Origin of the sequence: Chitinophaga sp., assembly GCF_035564935.1 — a bacterium.
Classification (GTDB): Bacteria; Bacteroidota; Bacteroidia; order Chitinophagales; family Chitinophagaceae; genus Chitinophaga.
Genome location: NZ_DATMTE010000246.1, coordinates 1 through 3,871 on the forward strand (window position 1 = coordinate 1; position 3,871 = coordinate 3,871).

Consider the following 3,871-nt stretch of genomic DNA (forward strand, 5'->3'; position numbering starts at 1 on the left):
ATGGGAAATCTCCGATAATTTCAAGATGGCGTGTCTCATGAAAAATGAGAACCAATTAACGGGAAGTCATAATATGAATGACAACCGGTTTTGGAATGAGCATATTTGGAATTATTAATGAGAAGGCAGGCTAAATTTTTCAGCACAAAAAAATCCCTGGCCGTTTTGGCCAGGGATCCGCATTTATACTTACATAAACCCTTATGCACTGCAGGTAACGCAACCTTCTTCCATAGTGCAAACAGCACCCACTACAATCTCTTCTTCTGTATTGCCGCCGGTAGCAACTACTGGCTGGATCTGCTGACCGCCTTGTTTTTCCACGGTAAACTGAACAGCCTGTGTAGCAGCCTGCGTACGCAGGTAGTACATACCGGTTTTCAGTCCTTTCTTCCAGGCGTAGAAGTGCATGGAGGTAAGTTTGCCGGTAGTTGGCGTGTCAACGAACAGGTTCAGTGATTGCGACTGGCAGATAAACGCGCCGCGGTCTGCCGCCATATCAATGAGGTTACGTTGTTTGATTTCCCAAACTGTTTTGTACAGTTCTTTAATATTTGCAGGTATTTCAGCAATGTTCTGGATAGAGCCATTGTGTGAAATAATCTTTGTTTTCATGTCATTATCCCACAGTCCCAGTTCTACCAGGTCTTTCAGCAGGTGTTTGTTTACCACTACAAATTCGCCACTCAGTACACGACGGGTGTAGATGTTGGAAGTGTATGGTTCAAAGCACTCGTTATTGCCGAGGATCTGTGAAGTGGATGCAGTAGGCATTGGCGCCAGCAACAGGGAGTTGCGGATACCGTCTTTTATGATAGATTGCTTCAGGCTGTCCCAATCCCAGCGTGCGGAAGGTTTTACATCCCACATATCAAACTGGAGGATACCTTTGGAAGCCGGGGAGCCGGGGAAGCTTTCGTAAGCGCCTTCTGCTTTGGCCAGTGCGTTGGAAGCGCTTAAACCTGCGAAGTAAATGGTTTCAAATATTTCGCTGTTCAGTTTTTTAGCTTCATCGCTTTCAAACGGATAACGCATCAGGATAAACGCATCAGCAAGCCCTTGTACACCCAATCCTACGGGGCGGTGGCGCAGGTTGCTGCGTCTTGCCTCTTCAATAGGGTAGTAGTTGTTATCGATGATCTTGTTGAGGTTCAGGGTAGCCTGGTAAGTTACTTCGTATAATTTCTGGTGATCAAATTTACCATCAATTACAAAGCGTGGCAGTGCGAGGGAAGCCAGGTTACAAACGGCTACTTCATCTGCATCGGTATATTCGATGATTTCAGTACACAGGTTGGAACTCTTGATGGTACCCAGGTTCTGCTGGTTGGATTTGCGGTTGGCGGCGTCTTTATACAGCAGGTAAGGATTACCGGTTTCGATCTGCGCATCGAGGATGGCAAACCAGAGGTCCTGTGCCTTTACTGTTTTACGGGCGCGTCCTTCTTTTTCGTATTGTTCGTACAGGGTTTCAAATTTTTCACCCCAGCAATCGTGCAGTCCCGGTGCTTCATGAGGACAGAACAATGACCAGTCGCCATTGGATTCCACGCGTTTCATGAACAGGTCTGGCATCCAGAGGGCATAGAACAGGTCGCGTGCGCGCATTTCTTCTTTACCGTGGTTCTTACGCAGGTCCAGAAATTCGAAAATATCGGCATGCCATGGTTCCAGATAAATAGCGAAAGCGCCTTTGCGTTTGCCACCGCCCTGGTCTACATAACGCGCAGTATCATTGAATACGCGCAGCATGGGGATGATACCGTTGGAAGTACCGTTGGTACCGCTGATATAAGATCCTGTAGCGCGGATGTTATGAATGCTTAAGCCGATACCGCCTGCGCTCTGTGAAATTTTCGCAGTTTGTTTCAGGGTATCGTAAATGCCTTCGATGCTGTCGTCCTGCATGGTGAGCAGGAAGCAGGATGACATCTGTGGTTTTGGCGTACCTGCGTTGAACAGGGTAGGTGTGGCATGTGTGAACCAGCGCTCGCTCATCAGGTTATATGTTTTGATGGCGGAGTCGATGTCTTCTTTATGAATACCAACGGCTACGCGCATCAGCATATGTTGTGGACGTTCCTGTACTTTGCCGTCTGTTTTCAGCAGGTAAGAGCGTTCCAGTGTTTTGAAACCGAAGTAGTCAAATGCAAAGTCGCGGTCGTAAATGATGCTGGAATCCAGGATCTCTGCATTTTTCCTGATGATGTCCCATACGTCGTCAGACAGCAGCGCTGCTGATTTGCCGGTTTTGGGATCAATGTATTCATACAGTTTCTTCATCGTTTTGGAAAACGACTTGATGGTATTCTTGTGCAGATTGCTTACTGCGATGCGCGAAGCCAGCAGTGCATAATCCGGGTGTTTGGTAGTGAGGGATGCGGCTGTTTCAGCAGCCAGGTTATCGAGTTCGCTGGTGGTTACCCCATCATACAAACCTTGTATTACTTTTTTCGCTACGTCTATAGCATCTACGTATTCTGTATTGAAGCCATAGCATAGTTTCTCAATGCGCGCAGTGATCTTGTCAAACTTCACTGCTTCTTTCCTTCCATCTCTTTTGATTACGAACATGGGTTTGTGAATTTAAGAGGTTAGTAATTCAAAATGTTTTTAAAAATCTTCTTCCAGGCTGAATGTCTGTGATTCTTTTGTACCACCCATTACGCCGGATTTCTGGTAATCGCCCACACGTTTTTCAAAGAAGTTGGTCTTACCCTGTAAGGAAATCATTTCCATGAAGTCGAAAGGATTAGACGCATTAAATATCTTGGTATAGCCCAGTTCCCCGATCCATCTGTCGGCCACAAATTCAATGTATTGCGACATCAGGTCGGCGTTCATACCGATCAGTCCAACCGGCAGGGCTTCTGTAATAAATTCTTTTTCGTAGGTTACTGCATCACGGATGATCTGGTGTACCTGTTCTTCACTCAGTTTGTTTTCCAGCATGCTGTATAGCAGGCAGGCGAACTCGCAATGCAGGCCTTCATCCCGGCTGATCAGCTCGTTAGAGAAGGTCAGTCCCGGCATCAGGCCTCTTTTCTTCAGCCAGAAGATAGAGCAGAAGCTGCCGCTGAAGAAGATCCCTTCTACTGCAGCAAAAGCCACCAGGCGTTCAGCGAAGGTGCCGTTCTCGATCCAGCGCAGGGCCCACTCTGCTTTTTTCTTTACCGCGGGCACGGTATCTATCGCGTGGAACAGGCGGTCTTTTTCCGCGGGGTCTTTTACGTAGGTGTCAATCAGCAATGCGTATGTTTCAGAGTGGATGTTTTCCATCATGATCTGGAAGCCGTAAAAGCAACGGGCTTCCGGGATCTGCACTTCACTCATAAAGTTTACTGCCAGGTTTTCATTAACGATTCCGTCGCTGGCAGCGAAAAACGCCAGTACATGGGAAATGAAATGACGTTCTCCATCATTCAGGCCTGCCCAATCCTTAAGGTCGCTGCTTAAATCTATTTCTTCTGCTGTCCAGAAACTGGCTTCATGTTTCTTGTATTGCTCCCAGATTTTCGGGTATTTGATCGGCAATAGCACAAAACGGTCCTTGTTCTCTTTTAAAAGAATTTCATTCTCGTTACTCATCTTTAATTATTTTATGGGTACTGTCGAAGGTTTTTGGTTTTTCTTTCTGGGGTCAGCATACTGAAATCCTCACTGTCCTGTTTCCCTCAAAATCATATTTCAACATCACCGTTTCCTAAAATCCATACGCTCAGGATTACAAATGTAAGCATCCAGCTTAGCCAGCATAATTTTAGTTACTAACAGGTGTGGAAAAGATATACAACATTAATGAAAGTACAGTGGCAATGCGTGTTTCACGGGTTTTGCACCTTGTGCATATGCAATATCCTTTGTATGTGAA

2 protein-coding genes are annotated in these 3,871 nt (G+C 46.2%); both read right to left on the bottom strand.

Annotated features, from left to right (window positions below):
- Window positions 1–201: 201 nt before the first annotated feature.
- A complete protein-coding gene (locus VN105_RS06480; RefSeq protein WP_325639079.1) occupies window positions 202–2,574 on the bottom strand; it encodes a ribonucleoside-diphosphate reductase subunit alpha in 2,373 nt (790 codons plus the stop codon).
- A gap of 39 nt (window positions 2,575–2,613) precedes the next feature.
- Window positions 2,614–3,588, bottom strand: coding sequence for a ribonucleoside-diphosphate reductase small subunit (locus VN105_RS06485; protein WP_325639081.1), 975 nt, complete (start codon window positions 3,586–3,588; stop codon window positions 2,614–2,616).
- Window positions 3,589–3,871: the final 283 nt, after the last annotated feature.